The sequence below is a fragment of the Halosegnis marinus genome (assembly GCF_029338355.1).
Classification (GTDB): Archaea; Halobacteriota; Halobacteria; order Halobacteriales; family Haloarculaceae; genus Halosegnis; species Halosegnis marinus.
Genome location: NZ_CP119802.1, coordinates 1,557,961 through 1,571,859, shown reverse-complemented (window position 1 = coordinate 1,571,859; position 13,899 = coordinate 1,557,961). Strand labels below are relative to the sequence as shown.

The window sequence follows — 13,899 nt, the reverse complement described above, 5'->3', positions numbered from 1 at the left end:
ACCGATAGGTCCTTCTGCGATGCCGGCGTACGCCGGGACATGGCAGACAAACCGCAGTCCGGGGAACTGTTCGGCGTCCCGTACAACTTCGAGCGGCCCTCCATCGGCCGGATGCTGTCCTCCTACTGGCAGCCCGGCGAGGGGATGCTCGTCGAGAAGCCGTTCGGCGTCGGCTACACGCTGAACCTCGCGAACTGGCGCTCGTGGCTCGTCCTGCTCGTCGCGGGCGGCCTGTTCTACCAGCAACAGCAGTCCGCCGAGAAGGCCGCCGCCGAGGAGGACGACGACCCCGTCGAGGTCCTCGTCGACGAGTAGTCCGACGCGACTTTACTCCCCTCGCCCCGAGTCCGTCCGTGAGCCTCCGCTACGTCACGACGAACGAGGGGAAGATACGCGAGGCGCTGGAGTACCTCGACTCGGGCGTCACCCAGCTCGACTACGACTACACCGAGATACAGGCCGACGACCTCGAATCGGTGGCCGCGTTCGGCGCGCGCGAGGCGTTCCGCGTCGCCGGCGAGCCGGTCGTCGTGGACGACGCCGGCCTGTTCGTGGACGGGCTGGACGGCTTTCCGGGCCCCTACTCCTCGTACGTCGAGGACACGCTCGGCGTCGAGCGCGTCGGCCGCGTCGCCCGCGAGGCCGACGCGACGCGCGCGCACTTCCGCTGCGTGCTGGCCTACTGCGACGGCGAGGACTTCGCCGCGACGCCCGAACCCGTCGACCGCGGCGACCGGCGCGGCCAGGACCTCGACGCCGCCGACCGCGACAGCGCCGCGACCGACGACACCGTCGCGGAGGGCGACGTGCCGGTGAAGCTGTTCACGGGGGCCGTTCCCGGCCGCATCGTCGAGCCGCGCGGCGACGGCGGCTTCGGCTACGACCCGATATTCGAACACGACGGCGAGACGTTCGCCGAGATGGACGCCGAGCGGAAGAACGCCATCTCCCACCGCGGGCGGGCGCTCGCGAAGTTCGCCGACTGGTACGCCGAGCGGTAGTCCGTTTTTTCGTATTCGCGGTCAACCACGACACGGAGGACGACGACACCTCGGAAGCCGTCGCGCGCTCGCTCGCCGGGACTCGCTGCGCTCCTCGGGTCGCGCTCCGCGCGACACCTGCGGTGCTTGCGTCGTCCGGGGGTCGTGAGCCCGCTCGCCCTTCCGGTCCGCCAGGAGCGTAACGGACAGTCTCACCTGTCGGACCACAGCGCTTCTCGTCGCTCGACCCGAAGGCGGGGGCATGCAGGTACGTCCGCCCGAGAGCGAGGAACTCGCGGCCGTGGCGGAACTCCACACGGCCGCGGCCGAGGCCGGCGGCGCGCGGGCCTACGACGCCGAGACGACCGCCGCGTGGGCGAAGCGCGGCGAGCGGTCGGGCGACGACTACCCGGTGGACGACCCGGCGAGCCGGTTCGTCGTGGCCGTCGATGCCGGGGTCCTCGGCTTCGGCGAGGTCGTGCCCGACGAGCGCGAGGTTCGGGCGGTGTACGTCCGCCCCGACCGCGAGCGCGGGGGCGTCGGGAGCGCGATACTGGCCCATCTGGAGGGGTACGCTGCCGGGGCGGGCTGTTCGGAACTGACGCTCCAGTCGTCGCTGAACGCGGTCGGGTTCTACGAGCGGGCGGGCTACGAGCGCGTCGGCGAGGGCGAGAGCCCCGGCGGCATCGCGGTGGTCGAGATGCGGAAGGACCTCTAGGCGCGCGGGTCGCGGTCGGGGCCGGGGTACGGCCCGTCGCCGACCTCCGGCCACAGCCGCTCGGGGTCGAACAGCCGCGCGAAGGCGTCCGGTTCCCGGACGCTCACCGTGACGTGCGGCTTGAGGTTCGCGCCGGCCGCGACGCTCGTCAGCGACGGGTCGAACGAGAGCAGGTGGGCCGCCTCGCCGCGGTAGGCGGAGGCGAGTCCGGGATGGTCACCCTCGGGGTGGTCGACGCGCTCCGTCCACGCGTCGAGTTTCGCGCGGTGGTCGGCCGCGAGGTCGGGGTCAGCGAGCCGTGCGACGACGGCTTCCGTGTCCGCGAGCAGGGCCTCCGAGGCGACCAGCGTCGTCCACGAGTGTTCGCGGAGGCGGTCGAGCGCCTCGCGGGCGGCCCCGCCGACCAGGAGGTCCGCGGCGAGCACGTCGGCGTCGGCGACCACCCGGGTCGGGTCCGGCGCGTCAGTCATCGCGGACCACGGCGAGCGCGTCCGTCACGTCCTCCTTCTCGACCCCGTACTCCTCGCCCCGCGCGAACAGGTCGGCCCAGTCCATGCCCCGGCTTCGGCGGGAGCCGACATAGGCGCGGGGCTTTTGCTCGGCCCGGTCCAACCGCGGTCGTGCGCGAGTTCGGGTTCGAGTTGGCCGTCTGTGCGGGCCTGGAGAGCGAGGGCGAACTCGTCTCCCGCCAGCTCGCCGGCGGCGTCCACGGCTCGCGGGTGATGGACACCGTCGTCGTGGAGCCCGGGCCGGGGTTCGACGCGCGGACGCGCATCACGGAGCGGTCGATTCCCCACCGCCTGCTCGAATCGGACCTCGGGGCGGGGACGGCACGGCGGCCGAGCGAGGCGGTCGGCTCGTCGGGCTACGCGAGCGCGGCCGTCGAGGCCGGCGTGGACTGCGGCTACCTCGAACGCGAGCGCCGCGGCGGCCAGGCGTACGTGCGCGCGACCGCCCGCTACCCCGACGACTGGTTCGCGTCGCTCACGGGCGTCGAGAACAAGCCCGACCTCGGGCGGCCCGGCGACCTCGAGCTCCAGCTCCGGAAGGACGTCTCGCTCGCGCTGTTCGACCGGGTGTGGCTGGCGACGGCGAGCCACGTCACCGGGGCGCACCTGAACCGCATCCCGCCTGAGGTCGGCGTCTGGCGGGTCGACCCCGACACGGGCGAGCGCGAGACGGTCCGGGAGGCGACGCCGCTCGACGCGGACGGCCCGGGTATCGAGGTCGTGGACGAACACCCCGGCCGAACGGAGATACGCCCCGTCGATGCCGACACGAAGGCCCGATACCGCCGTCGCGTCGCCGAGCGCGCCTACGGGAAGGGGTGGCGCGTGCCCTTTCCCGACTGCCCGCACGTCGAGGAGCGGTCGGTCGCGGGCGTCGGCGGGCTGGCCTACTGTACGCGACAGGAGCGGTACGTCCGGCCCGCGGACGCCTGCGGAGCCGAGGGAACGGGTCCCGAGGTGGACATCGACGCGCGGCGCGCCGAGGGCTCGCCGTGGGTGCGCGACCCGGCGGGCGCGAAGCGCACGCAGGCGGGGCTCGACTTCTACAGTTCGTAGCGCTCCCCGTCGACGGCGAGCGGGTCGCCGAAGGCCTCGTCGGGCGAGGGGAAGTGCGAGACGTGGACCACGCGGTAGTCCTCGGCGTCGAGTTCGTCGGCGAGCGCGACGGCTCCCTCGGTCGTCATGTGTTTCGTCCCGAAGGTCCGGGGGACGCCCTCGTCGTCGTGGTGGTCGCCGCCGAGCGGGTGGTACTCACAGAGGGACGCGGGGACGATACCGTCCGCGAGCAGGAGGTCCGCGCCGCGCATGGCCTCGCGCGACTCGGCCGGGACGGCGAAGTTCGTGTCGCCCGTGATGGCGAGCTTCGCGCCCTCGGCCTCTATCACGACGCCGTAGCAGACGAGCGGCGGGTGGACGACGGGGACGAGCCGCACCTCGAAGCCGCACGCCTCGAAGCGCGTGTGTGGCGCGTGCCCCACGACCGAGACGGCGTCGAGGTAGTCGTACTTCCGGGCGACCGTCTCCGCGACGGACTCGCCCGTCTCCGGGTCCGTCTCGTTCGCGGCGTGGACCGGCACGTCCGAGAGCAGGCGGTAGGCGTTGCCCACGCCGTCGAGGTGGTCGAAGTGGATGTGCGTGACGAGTATCTCGTCGGGGAGGGCGACGCCCTCGCGGAGGAACTGCTGGCGGAAGTCCGGCGAGGCGTCCACGAGCAAGGACTCGCCGGTGGCCTCGTTGCGGACGTGGACCGAGAATCGGGTGCGCTCGACGCCGCGCTCGCGCGCGGCCGTACAGGTGTCGCAGTCGCAGCCCGGCGTGGGCGTCCCCGTGGTGTCGCCCGTCCCGAGCAGCGTGACCTCCATCTCAGTGGTCGTGATCGTGGTCGTGGTCGTGACCGCCGTCGCCCGCGACCGGGGCCGACTCGTCGGACATCATGTCCATGTTCTTGAGGTTGTCCCGCTCCTCGAACCCCTCGACGGCCTCCTCCAGGTCGGCCTGCGTCAGGGTCGTCCGCTCCTCGGTGAGCGCGTTCAGGACGGCCTCGCGGAGGACGAGCCGGAGGTCGCTCCCCGTCAGCCCCTCGGTGATGTCGGCGATGGCGGAGGGGTCGAACTCGTCGATGTCCATCCGGCGGGTGACGACGTTGAGGATGTCGCGGCGCATGCCGCGGTCCGGCTTCGGGAAGTTCACGATCTCGTCGAAGCGGCGCCACGCCGCCGAGTCGAGCTGGTCGGGGTGGTTCGTCGCGCCGATGAGCAGCACGTCGTCCTGGATCAGGCTCACCTCGTCGATGCTCTTGAGCAGGGTGTTGACCGCGCGCTTGATGGCCGCGTGTTCGTCCGACGAGCGCGTCTTCGCCACGAAGTCGAACTCGTCCATGAACAGGATACACGGCGAGAGCCGCTTCGCCACCTCGAACGTCTTGTCCACGTTCTTGGCCGTCTCGCCGAGGTACTGGCTCGTTATCATCGAGAGCTTCACCTCGACGAACGGGAGGTCGAGCTGGTGGGCGAGCGCGCGCGCCACGGAGGTCTTGCCGGTGCCCGGCGGCCCGACGAACAGCAGTTTCCCGATCTCGCGCAGACCGATGCGCGCGAGGTAGTCGCGGTGCTCGATGGCCTTGACGACCTTCTCTATCTCCTCCTCCTGGTCGGTGGTGAGAACGAGGTCGTCGAGCTTCATCTCTATCTCCTCGGGCGCGCGCACGTCCACGAGGTCGAGCATCTCCTCCTCCTCCTCGTCGAACATCTCCTCCAGCAGCGAGTCGATCCAGACCCGGTCGGCGTGGATGGGGCGGTTCGCCTCGCGGGCGCGCTCGTACTCGACGCCGAACTGGTCGCCGAAGACGAACGCGAGCGTCGGGTTCTCGGCGACGGCGTCGGCGTCGAGGCGGTCGAGGAGCCACGTCTCCGCCATCCCCTCGTCGGTGAAGGAGACGGTGCCGGAGAAGTCGTCGCGGTCGGTGAACATCAGCCCGGAGACGGCGTCCCACGGGCGGTCGATACCGGTGGCGGCGGCGGCGTTCGAGTTCGTCGCGTTCAGCGGCCGCTCGACTTCCCCCTCCGACCAGAAGACGCGTCGGTACGCCGGGGGGAGGTCGCGCTCGTCCAGTTCGTCGTGTTCGTTGTAGAGGCGCGTCGTGAGGAGGAACTCGACGACATCGACCTCGGGACTCGTCATCTCACGGAGGTCAGGGCCGGGCGAGTGATAAGCGCGTCGTCCGCGGGGCCCCCGGGAGTTATCGTTGGTAAGCGGAAACCCCCTATCGGTTTACGAGTGTTGCCGCCACGACGAGGTAAGTTTACCACGGAGGAACCGAAAGGACGGGTGTATGAGCGACAGCGACCCGGTTATCGTGCAGGCCGTGCGGACACCGTTCGGGAAGGAGGACGGCGCGTTCGCCGACGTCCGACCCGAGGACCTCTCCATCGCGCTCGTCGACGAGATGCTCGCGGAGACGGGCATCTCCGGCGAGGACGTGGACGACCTGATGTGGGGCTGTGCCCAGCAGCGCTCGGAGCAGGGGAACAACATGGCGCGCGTCATCGCGCTGCTCTCGGACCTCGGCGAGTCCGTCCCCGCGACGACGGTCAACCGCTGGTGTGCCTCCTCCGCCCAGACCATCATCTCCGCGTCGGACGCCATCCGCGCGGGCCAGCGCGACTGCATCATCGCCGGCGGCGTCGAGTCGATGTCCCGCGTCAAGATGGACGCGAACAACGAGATCCACCCGCGCATGAACGAGGACTACAACCTCGCGGCCCTCTCGATGGGGATGACCGCCGAGGAGGTCGCGGACCGCTACGACGTCTCCCGCGAGACGCAGGACGACTTCGCGTACCGGAGCCACGTCCGCGCCAGCGAGGCGACGGAGTCCGGCCGCTTCGACGACGAGATCGTCCCCATCGACACCCCCGACGGGACGGTGGACTCGGACGAGGGCATCCGCCACGACATCGACCGCGACAAGATGGCGGAGCTCCCGACCGTGTTCAAGGCCGACGGGACGGTCACCCCCGGTAACGCCTCCCAGATCACGGACGGCGCGGCCGGCACGATGGTCACCTCCCGCGCGTTCGCGGAGGAACACGACCTCGAGGTCCTCGCGGAGGTCGGCAACAACGCCGTCGCCGGCGTCGAGCCCGAGGTCATGGGCATCGGTCCGATTCCCGCCTGCGAACAGCTGTTCGAGCGCTCGGGCACCACGGCCGACGACTACGACCTCGTCGAACTCAACGAGGCGTTCGCCTCCCAGTGCGAGTACTGCCGGCAGGAACTCGGCTTCGACGAGGACATCTACAACGTGAACGGCGGCGCCATCGCGCTGGGCCACCCGCTCGGCGCCTCCGGCGCGCGCCTCCCGGTCACGCTCATCCACGAGATGCACAAGCGCGGCGCCGAGAAGGGCCTCGCCACGGAGTGTGTCGGCTTCGGGCAGGGCGCGGCTATCGAGTTCTCGCTGCCGAACTGAAGGCGTCGCCGCCTCGACTTCTTTCGACTACGCCCGCCCCAGATACGTCGCCTGCGCGGCGTTGCCGTCGGGGCTGTGGTTCGTCACCTTCAGCCGGACCGTGTCGTTCTCCGCCACGTCGTCCGGCACGTCGTGGACGAACGTGTACAGCCCGTTCACCGAGACGCGGGCCGTCTCGCCCCCGTCCACGAGTTCGAGCACCACGGCGGTCGTCTCGGTTCCCACCGGGGCGGCCTCGGCGGCGTCGCGCTCCCGTGCGCGCTCGTGGGCGGCCTGCGCCTCGGCGTCGTCGTACTTCCCGTCCCCGCCGCGGAGCCGGAGCAGGACCGCCACGAGCACGAGCAGGACCGCGAGCGCCGCGCCGCCGACCGCGAGCGTCGTCGTTTCGACCATGCGTCCGCTTGGGCCCCGGCCGACATGAAACCGCTCGCCGCTATCGAAACCTTGACTCGACGGAGCGCCTGGCAGGGGTATGGACCTGCGGGAGATATTCGACGCGATGCCCTTCGCCGAGCACGTCGGGATCGAGATGACCGCCGCGGCCGACGGGGAGGCCGCCGGCTACATCGAACTCGGCGCGGAACACTCCTCGACGCCCGACCGGGTCGTCGCCCACGGCGGCGTCCCCTACACGCTCGCGGACAGCGTCGGCGGGGCGGCGGTGATGTCGGTGGCGATGAAGCCGACGCCGACGGTCGATATGCGCATGGACTACCTCGCGCCGTCGAACGGCGACCGCATCGAGGCCGAGGCCGAGGTGGTGCGGTTCGGCGACAGCGTCGCCGTCGCGGACGTGACCGTCACGGACGGCGAGGGAGCACAGGTCGCCGAGGCGCGCGGCGTCTACAAGACGGGCGGCGGCGAGGGCGAGACCGCGTGGGGGAACGCGGACGACGCCTGATTACGAGTCCGGGTTGCAGTAGGACATGGCTTCGCGGACGGACTCGCGCTGGCCGATGAGCGTGATGCGGTCACCCTTCTCCAGCGTGTAGTCCGCCTCGGGTACCGTCGTCTCGCCGTTGCGAGAGACGAGCGCGATGAGCGTCGCCGGCGGCAGCTCCGGCCCGACGTCGCGGACCGTCCGCCCGACGAGTTCCTCGCTCGTGACCTCTATCTCCTGGACGTCGCCGCTCCGCCCGAGTTCGCCCATCCAGTTGGCGAGGGCGGGCCGTTCGATGGCGTTGTCGAGCGCCTGCGCCGTCGCGAGCGCCGACGAGATGGTCCGCACGCCGAGGTCCTCGAACGCGTCCACGTTGTCGGGGTTGTTCGCGCGGGCGATGATCGTCTCGACGTCGAACTTCGAGGACGCGAGCTGGGCGACGAGCAGGTTCGCGTCGTCGTCGCCGGTGGCGGCCGCGACGATACGGGCGTTGCCCGCCCCCGCGGCCTGTAACACGTCCGTGTCCGTCCCGTCCCCGATGTGGACGGTGTGGCCCTCGTTGCGGGCCGCCTCCACCTTCGTTTCGTCGACTTCGATGATGACGACGTTCTCTCCCCGGTCTTCGAGGCGTTCGGCGAGCGCCCGGCCCACCTGTCCGCCCCCGATGACGAGTACACGCATTGGAATCACGTCGAGGTACTCAGCGATGTACCGCGCGAGGCCGCCCTCGAACACGACCGTCGCGAGGATAACGAGGAACACGACCCCGACGAGCAGGGTCGCGCTCGACTGCAACTGCGCCGCCTGCATCGTCTCGCCCGCCGCCCGGAGCTCCTCCGCCCGGCTCTGAAGCTCCACGGCGAACAGCGTCGCCACGGACGCGGGGATGATACCGCGCGGCCCGACGAAGCTCATGAACAGCTTCTCGCCGCGGGTGAAGCGGTCGCCCACCGTCGAGAGGAAGACGACCGTCGGCCGGATGAGGAGCGCGACCGCGAGGACGACGACGACGCCGCCCCAGCCGAGCGCGAGCAGGTCCTCGAACTCCAGCAGCGCCGCGAGCGCGATGAACACGAACGAGAGGACGACGAGCGTCACGTCGCCCTTGAACGCCGATATCTCCTCCTCGTAGGGGACGTCGAGGTTGCCGAGGATGATGCCGGCCGTCGCGACGGCGGCGACGCCCGCCTCGGCGAACAGGTAGTCCGCGCCGGCGTACGCGACCAGCGCGCCCGCGAGTACGAGCAGGCGGGCGTTCTGTGGCGCGTTGCCCGGCGAGAGGTCCACGTACCGGAGCAGATACCAGACGACGACGGCGACGACGAGGCCGACGAGCAGCCCAGTACCGAGCCGTTCCGCGAACAGCACGAGGAACTGGTTCGGCGCGGCGTCGCCGGCCGTGATTATCTCGAAGACGACGACGGCGATGATGGCCGCCGTCACGTCGTTGACGATACCCTCCGTCTCCAGCGCGGCCTCGACGCGGTCCCGGACGGGAACCACTTCGAGGATGGGCGCGATGACCGTCGGCCCGGTGGCGACGAGCAGCGCCCCGATGAGAAACGAGATGTCCCACGGCGCGTCGAAGGCGAACTTCGTCACCACGGCGGTGGCGACCAGCGCGATGAGCGCCCCGACGGTGACGAGTCGGACGTTGTCCGCGGGCGCTTCCCGCAGTTTCGACGCCCGGAGGTGGAACGCCCCCTCGAAGACGATGATGGCGACCGACAGCCCGACGATGGCCGGGAGCGCGTCGCCGAAGGAGTTCCGCGTGACGACGCCCAGCCCCTCCGGCCCGAGCGCGATGCCCGCGCCGATGAGGAAGATGATACTCGGGACCTCGAAGCGGTCCGACAGTATCTGTGCGCCGACGCCGAGGCCGATGATCGCCGCGACCGTCGGGATAAGCAAGTCCGGCCCGCCGGCCATCAATGACCCTCCATCGGTGCCGGCTTCGGCGGCCCTATTGATAAGCTCCCGTATTCCGACGCGAATGTTCGGCAACATCGGCCAACGGTTCGCGACTGAGACGCTCGATTCCCGTACGAGTGTCCACGATCACTCGTCTCCCCGCTCGTCGAGGTAGCGGAGGACGCCGCGGACGTTCATCGCGGCCTCCTCGTACACCTTCCGCTCGGACCACGGCTCGACGACCTCCACCTCGGAGGCGACCGCCTCGACGACCGCGTCGTCGTCCTCGTACTCCTCGCGGGTCGCCTCGACCAGCCGGACCCAGTCGGTCAGCACGCGCTCGTAGCGGTCGAGCTTGTTCCCCGTCGCGGTCGGCCCGTAGTGGGCGTACATGAGGACGGCGGGGTCGAGGTCGCGGAGCGTCTGCACGTCGGCGAGACACCGTTCGAGGTCGAAGTTCGACGGCGGCGAGGTCGGTCGCACCGCCTTCGCCGACTCGGCCCAGATGCCCGCCGCGTCGGCCACGAACGTCGCGTCGTCGTCGGGGCTGTGGAACACGGCCTGGTGGGGCGCGTGACCGGGAGCGTCGTACACGTCCAACGCGCGGTCGCCGAGGTCGAGTTCGTCGCCGCCCGACACCGACCGGATGCGTTCCTCGGGTATCGGTTTCGGCTCGCGGTAGAACTCTATCTGCTTGCCGACCGCCGCTTTCGTCCCCGCCCACAGCCGCGAGGGGTCGACGAGGTGGCGGACGCCGAGGTCGGGACAGACGACGGTCGCGTCGGGGTACTCGGCCGCGAGGTAGCCCGCCCCGCCCGCGTGGTCGAGGTGGACGTGCGTCGGCACGATGTAGGTCGGCGCGTCGATACCGAGGGTGTCGAGCGCGGCGACGGTGTTGTCCACGTGCGTCCCCATCCCCGTGTCGATGACGGCCGGTTCGGGCGCGTCGACGATGTACAGCGCGCCGTACGCCTCGGCGTCGTACATCCCCGTGTCGAGGTAGTACACGTCCGACACGGAGGGGTAATCGACTTCGTAGAGGTCGCCGATAGCCATGCGCGTCCCCTGGTGGACCCGGCTAATGAAGCCGGTGGTCGGTTTCCACCCGGCACGGGGTCGCACGCCACCGACACCCCTTTGCCCCGAACCCGAAAAGGACGGACAATGCTATCGCGACAGTTCGTCCGCGAGCACCCCGACGAGGTGCGTCGGGCGCTGGACACGAAGGGGGTCGACGTGGACCTCGACGCGCTCCTCGACGTCGACGAGGAGTGGCGCGCGCTGAAGTCGGAGGGCGACGACCTCCGCGGCGAGCGCAACCGCATCTCCTCGCGCATCGGCGAGCTCAAACAGGCGGGGAAGGAGGAGGAGGCCCAGGACGCCATCGAACGCTCGGGCGAGTTGAAGGCCGAGCTCGAAGAGGTGGAGGACCGCGCCGACGAACTGGAGGCCGAACTCGAACGGCTCCTGCTGACGCTCCCGAACGTCCCGGACGAGGACGCCCCGGTCGGCGACGACGAGAGCGACAACGTCGAGGTCCGTCGCGAGGGGTTCGACGACCGCCGCGAGCTGCCCGACGAGGTGGTCCCCCACTACGACATCGGCGAGGAGCTCGACGTCCTCGACTTCGAGCGCGGCGCGAAGGTGTCGGGCGGCGGCTTCTACTTCGCGAAGGGCGAGGGCGCGATGCTCGAACACGCGCTCGTCCAGTTCTTCCTCGAAACCCACCGCGAGCAGGGCTATTCGGACGTGTTCCCGCCGATTCCGGTGAACTCGGCGTCGATGCGCGGCACCGGCCAGTTCCCGAAGTTCGTGGAGGACGCCTACCGGCTGGGCGGCGACAACGACGAGCCGTACGACGACGACGACCTGTGGCTGCTCCCGACGGCGGAGGTGCCGGTGACGAACATGTACCGCGACGAGATACTGCTGGACGACGACCTCCCGCTCAAGCATCAGGCGTACTCGCCGAACTTCCGGCGCGAGGCGGGCGAACACGGCACCGAGACGCGGGGCATCGTCCGCGTCCACCAGTTCAACAAGGTGGAACTCGTCAACTTCGTCCGCCCGGAGGAGAGCGACGAGCGGTTCCACGGGCTGGTCGAGGAGGCCACCTCGGTGCTCGACGCGCTCGGGCTTCCCTACCGCGTGCTGGAGATGTGTACCGGCGACATGGGGTTCACGCAGGCCAAGAAGTACGACGTCGAGGTGTGGGCCCCCGGCAACGACGACGAGGACGGCCCCGCAGAGGGCGGCCGCTGGCTGGAGGTGTCGTCGGTGTCGAACTTCCGCGACTTCCAGGCCCGGCGCGCGGGCATCCAGTTCCGCCCGGAGCGCCACGAGTCCGCGGAGTACCTCCACACGCTGAACGGGTCGGGCGTCGCCGTCCCGCGCGTGCTGGTCGCGATACTGGAGTACTACCAGAACGAGGACGGCACCGTGACGGTGCCCGAGCCCCTGCGCGAGTACATGAACACCGACCGCATCGAGGGGTCGGAGCCGGTCGGCGAGTCGGCCGTCGGCGCCGGGAAGAAGGACTGACTAGCGGGTGTAGGTCCGCAGTTCCGCGATTTCCTCCCCCTCGAACGCGAACGCGTCGGCGAACCGAAACCAGACGGAGCCGTCGGCCCGGCGGAGCGTCCCCTCCGCGACGACCCCCGCGTCCGACTCGTACACGGCGTCGACGGCGTGTGTCGTGTCCGTCTCCGGCCGGTCGTCGCGCATGAACGAGACGAACGCCTCGCGGCCCTCGAAGGTGCGGTCGCCCCGCTCCTGTCTGAACTCGGGGCCCAACAGGTCGCGCAGGCGCCCGTAGTCGCCGGCGTCGAGCGCGTCGTAGTAGGCGCGGACGGCGCCCGTTCGGTCCATAGGGGAAGGTAGCGCGCGCCGCCGAAAAGCGTGGCGAGCGCCTTTTACCTGCGCGCGGCAGAGCGGCGGTGTGGAACTGCACGTCCGCTACGAGGGGGACGACGACCCCGACAAGTGCACGGCCCGGAAGCTCGCGCGGTTCGACCTCGCGGCGCTCCATCGGTCGCCCCGGAGCGTGCCCTCGGGCGTCGTACTCGACCCCCACGCGGAGCGGGCGCTGTCGCCGGCCGACCCCGACGACGTGCTGGTCGCGCTCGACTGCTCGTGGGAGACGGCCGAGGCGGAGGCGTTCAAGCTGGACGGCCCCCACCGTGCGCTCCCCTTCCTCGTCGCGGGCAACCCCGTGAGCCACGGGACGCCGTTCCGGCTCAACACCGCGGAGGCGTTCGCCGCGGGCGCGTACATCCTCGGCCACGAGTCGCTCGCGGCGGAACTCATGTCGAAGTTCCGGTGGGGCCACACCTTCCTCGAACTCAACGCCGAGCCTCTAGAGCGGTACGCGGGGTGTGCCGACTCCGCGGAGGTCGTCGCGGTCCAACAGGAGTACCTCGACCTCGCGGAGGAGTAGTCAGCGCGCGAACAGCCGCCGCACCGACGCCGGCGCGTCGAGGCGGGCGAGTTCGCCCTCAGTGTCGGGCGCGGGCACGTCGGCGTGGCGCTTCGACAGCGCCGCGGCGTGCCACAGGTACGACAGCGTGACGAGCGCCGTGGCGTGCGCGACGTTCGCGGGGACGGTCAGGTGGAACGTCGTCCACCCCGAGTCGGGGTAGAGGTGGTGCGGCCCGGTCCACCCCTCCGCGACGAGGGCGTCCCGGACGGCGCGCGGGTAGCTGATATCGAGGTAGCCGTCGGCGTGGACGTGCCCGAGTTCGCGGCCGCGCAGCGTGAACTCGGTGCCGCCGAAGCGGTGGGGTGCGGTCCCGACGCCCGGGAGCGCGGCCACGGTCTCGACCACACGGTCGATGGACGCGCGGCTCGGCGAGGCGGTGTCGTGGCTCATGCCCGTACTCATGGGCGTGTGAGGCAATAACTGTGCGCGCGTCGTGTCGGCGGACGCGAACACGGGGCCGTGCGGAGTCAGCGGGCGACGGCCGCCATCGCCTCGCGGAGGTCGTCGCTCGCGTCGAACGCCGCCATCTCGGCGTCGAGGGCTATCGAGTCGGCCAGCGCCGCCCGCCCGTCGTCGTTGCTCGCCTCCAACACGTAGTAGACGTAGGCGAGGCGGAGCAGGCGGACGGCCTCCTCGACGTCGTCCTGGCCGCGGATGTCGAACGTCGTCCACCCGGTCTTCGGGTAGGTGGGGTGGGCGTGCGTGCGCCCGGCGGCGACGAGCGCCTCGCGAACGGGGATGGACAACGGCAGGTCGAGCGACCCGTCGTCGTCGATGTGGCCGATGTCCTCGCCGTCGTAGACGAACTCGACGCGGCCGCCGCGCCGGGTCGCCGTCGTGACGCCGTCCCACTCGCTCGCGCGCGATACGATAGCCTGTTCTACGGACTGTGCGATAGCCATAGCACGTTAGACGACGCGCGCGAGCGGCATAACACCGGCAGTAACAGCCG

17 protein-coding genes are annotated in these 13,899 nt (G+C 70.6%); 8 read left to right on the top strand and 9 right to left on the bottom strand.

What is annotated here, in order from left to right; all coding sequences use genetic code 11:
* Nucleotides 1-39: 39 nt before the first annotated feature.
* The 3 genes from P2T37_RS08815 to P2T37_RS08805 all read left to right on the top strand — a co-directional run bounded on the left by P2T37_RS08815 (nt 40) and on the right by P2T37_RS08805 (nt 1,698).
* Nucleotides 40-315, top strand: coding sequence for a DUF5808 domain-containing protein (locus tag P2T37_RS08815; RefSeq protein ID WP_276233539.1), 276 nt, complete (start codon nt 40-42; stop codon nt 313-315).
* 38 nt (nt 316-353) lie between these two features.
* The gene (locus P2T37_RS08810; protein ID WP_276233538.1) at nt 354-1,001 is read left to right on the top strand and encodes a non-canonical purine NTP pyrophosphatase; all 648 of its coding nucleotides are present in this window, start codon (nt 354-356) and stop codon (nt 999-1,001) included.
* A 241-nt stretch (nt 1,002-1,242) separates the two neighbouring features.
* Nucleotides 1,243-1,698 (top strand): GNAT family N-acetyltransferase, encoded by a 456-nt coding sequence (locus tag P2T37_RS08805; RefSeq protein WP_276233537.1) that lies wholly within the window; start codon nt 1,243-1,245, stop codon nt 1,696-1,698.
* Here P2T37_RS08805 and P2T37_RS08800 read toward each other — a convergent pair.
* Nucleotides 1,695-2,168, bottom strand: a complete 474-nt coding sequence (locus tag P2T37_RS08800; RefSeq protein ID WP_276233536.1) for a DUF7384 family protein — start codon at nt 2,166-2,168, stop codon at nt 1,695-1,697. The two genes, P2T37_RS08805 and P2T37_RS08800, sit on opposite strands and share 4 nt — an antisense overlap.
* Nucleotides 2,169-2,318: 150 nt before the next feature.
* Between P2T37_RS08800 and P2T37_RS08795 the strand changes: the two genes are divergently transcribed.
* Nucleotides 2,319-3,263: a DUF5787 family protein gene (locus P2T37_RS08795; RefSeq protein ID WP_276233535.1), complete on the top strand. Its 945-nt coding sequence runs from the start codon at nt 2,319-2,321 to the stop codon at nt 3,261-3,263.
* On the opposite strand, the gene P2T37_RS08790 is transcribed toward P2T37_RS08795, so the two are convergent.
* A complete protein-coding gene (locus P2T37_RS08790) occupies nt 3,251-4,069 on the bottom strand; it encodes an MBL fold metallo-hydrolase (RefSeq protein ID WP_276233534.1) in 819 nt (272 codons plus the stop codon). The two genes, P2T37_RS08795 and P2T37_RS08790, sit on opposite strands and share 13 nt — an antisense overlap.
* A 1-nt stretch (nt 4,070) precedes the next feature.
* Nucleotides 4,071-5,387: an ATP-binding protein gene (locus P2T37_RS08785; RefSeq protein ID WP_276233533.1), complete on the bottom strand. Its 1,317-nt coding sequence runs from the start codon at nt 5,385-5,387 to the stop codon at nt 4,071-4,073.
* Nucleotides 5,388-5,538: 151 nt separating this feature from the next.
* On the opposite strand from P2T37_RS08785, the gene P2T37_RS08780 reads away from it, so the two are divergent.
* On the top strand, nt 5,539-6,678 hold the full coding sequence (locus P2T37_RS08780) for a thiolase family protein (protein ID WP_276233532.1): 1,140 nt from the start codon (nt 5,539-5,541) through the stop codon (nt 6,676-6,678).
* A 27-nt stretch (nt 6,679-6,705) separates the two neighbouring features.
* Here the strand turns inward: P2T37_RS08780 and P2T37_RS08775 are convergent, their stop codons facing one another.
* Entirely contained in the window at nt 6,706-7,071 is a 366-nt protein-coding gene (locus P2T37_RS08775; RefSeq protein WP_276233531.1) for a hypothetical protein, read from the bottom strand.
* A 79-nt stretch (nt 7,072-7,150) separates the two neighbouring features.
* Between P2T37_RS08775 and P2T37_RS08770 the strand changes: the two genes are divergently transcribed.
* Complete coding sequence (locus P2T37_RS08770; RefSeq protein ID WP_276233530.1) at nt 7,151-7,579, top strand: PaaI family thioesterase; 429 nt, start codon at nt 7,151-7,153, stop codon at nt 7,577-7,579.
* On the opposite strand, the gene P2T37_RS08765 is transcribed toward P2T37_RS08770, so the two are convergent.
* Entirely contained in the window at nt 7,580-9,490 is a 1,911-nt protein-coding gene (locus P2T37_RS08765) for a cation:proton antiporter domain-containing protein (RefSeq protein WP_382211261.1), read from the bottom strand.
* A 126-nt stretch (nt 9,491-9,616) separates the two neighbouring features.
* On the bottom strand, nt 9,617-10,525 hold the full coding sequence (locus P2T37_RS08760; RefSeq protein ID WP_276233527.1) for an MBL fold metallo-hydrolase: 909 nt from the start codon (nt 10,523-10,525) through the stop codon (nt 9,617-9,619).
* Between the two features lie 108 nt (nt 10,526-10,633).
* Here P2T37_RS08760 and serS point away from each other — a divergent pair, with 108 nt between their 5' ends.
* Nucleotides 10,634-12,010 (top strand): serine--tRNA ligase, encoded by a 1,377-nt coding sequence (gene serS, locus P2T37_RS08755; protein WP_276233526.1) that lies wholly within the window; start codon nt 10,634-10,636, stop codon nt 12,008-12,010.
* On the opposite strand, the gene P2T37_RS08750 is transcribed toward serS, so the two are convergent.
* On the bottom strand, nt 12,011-12,337 hold the full coding sequence (locus P2T37_RS08750; RefSeq protein ID WP_276233525.1) for a nuclear transport factor 2 family protein: 327 nt from the start codon (nt 12,335-12,337) through the stop codon (nt 12,011-12,013).
* Nucleotides 12,338-12,407: 70 nt separating this feature from the next.
* Between P2T37_RS08750 and P2T37_RS08745 the strand changes: the two genes are divergently transcribed.
* Entirely contained in the window at nt 12,408-12,905 is a 498-nt protein-coding gene (locus P2T37_RS08745) for a DUF367 family protein (RefSeq protein ID WP_276233524.1), read from the top strand.
* Here the strand turns inward: P2T37_RS08745 and P2T37_RS08740 are convergent, their stop codons facing one another.
* Together P2T37_RS08740 and P2T37_RS08735 are read right to left on the bottom strand one after the other, a co-directional pair.
* A complete protein-coding gene (locus P2T37_RS08740; RefSeq protein ID WP_276233523.1) occupies nt 12,906-13,337 on the bottom strand; it encodes a luciferase domain-containing protein in 432 nt (143 codons plus the stop codon).
* A 77-nt stretch (nt 13,338-13,414) separates the two neighbouring features.
* On the bottom strand, nt 13,415-13,849 hold the full coding sequence (locus P2T37_RS08735) for a luciferase domain-containing protein (protein ID WP_276233522.1): 435 nt from the start codon (nt 13,847-13,849) through the stop codon (nt 13,415-13,417).
* Between the last annotated feature and the right edge of the window lie 50 nt (nt 13,850-13,899).